Here is a 911-nt window from a genome sequence, read left to right as displayed (position 1 = left end):
TGCCTGTAGGGGAAGCTCGCTTTTATGAGGCGGGCTTTTTCTTTGCCATTCTTTAAGTTATGAAAAAAAGGAGGTTCTAATAATGAGTGAGCACTATTATTCAGAAAAACCTTCAGTAAAAAGCAACAAACAAACATGGTCTTTTAGGCTTCGAAACAAGGAGTTTACGTTTACCAGCGACAGCGGTGTTTTTTCTAAAAAGGAAGTCGATTTTGGCTCGCGCCTGCTGGTCGAATCTTTTGAAGAGCCTGAAGTTGAGGGCAGCTTTCTAGATGTAGGCTGCGGCTATGGCCCGATTGGATTATCGCTGGCCAGCGACTTTAAAGACCGGACCATCCACATGATTGATGTTAATGAAAGAGCCGTAGAGTTATCAAATGAAAATGCAGAACAAAACGGAATAACAAACGTTGAGATTTACCAAAGCGATTTGTTTTCAAACGTTGACTCTGCTCAAACATTTGCTTCTATTCTTACAAATCCCCCAATCCGAGCCGGAAAAAAAGTTGTCCATGCTATCTTTGAGAAAAGCGCTGAACACTTAAAAGCTTCAGGTGAATTGTGGATCGTCATACAGAAAAAACAAGGTGCGCCTTCTGCCATTGAAAAGCTTGAGGAACTGTTCGAAGAAGTTTCTGTCGTTCAAAAAAAGAAAGGCTATTATATCATAAAAGCAAAAAAAGTTTGACTCGGTATTTTGGCTATGTTAATATTATAAAATGCCAATGTATATATTTAGATTGATATGATGAAATGTCAATATCTATGTATAAATTATACAAGTATGGAAATGCTAATAAAATCGGTATTTGTTTTTGGATGTGGTTTTCTTAATTAGAAACCCTTTTTTCTTTTGTCTTGTAAAAGTGTTTTCTTTCTTTCTTTGGAAGAAATGCTTATTACACATATAA

The 911-nt window shown here is 36.7% G+C and carries 1 protein-coding gene; it reads left to right on the top strand.

What is annotated here, in order from left to right; translation table 11 throughout:
* The first annotated feature begins 82 nt into the window (after window positions 1–82).
* Window positions 83–688 carry a class I SAM-dependent methyltransferase gene (locus tag CJU60_RS20520; protein ID WP_010332763.1) on the top strand — a complete coding sequence of 202 codons (606 nt, stop codon included), beginning with the start codon at window positions 83–85 and terminating at the stop codon, window positions 686–688.
* The last annotated feature ends 223 nt before the right edge of the window (window positions 689–911 follow it).

The sequence above is a fragment of the Bacillus sp. 7705b genome, from assembly GCF_002289525.1.
Classification (GTDB): Bacteria; Bacillota; Bacilli; order Bacillales; family Bacillaceae; genus Bacillus; species Bacillus halotolerans.
This window is presented reverse-complemented; position numbering and strand designations above follow the sequence as displayed.

Bases quoted from the DNA above. Each gene is read 5' to 3' on its own strand.
- CJU60_RS20520 (WP_010332763.1), top strand. From the start codon at position 83: ATGAGTGAGCACTATTATTCAGAAAAACCTTCAGTAAAAAGCAACAAA.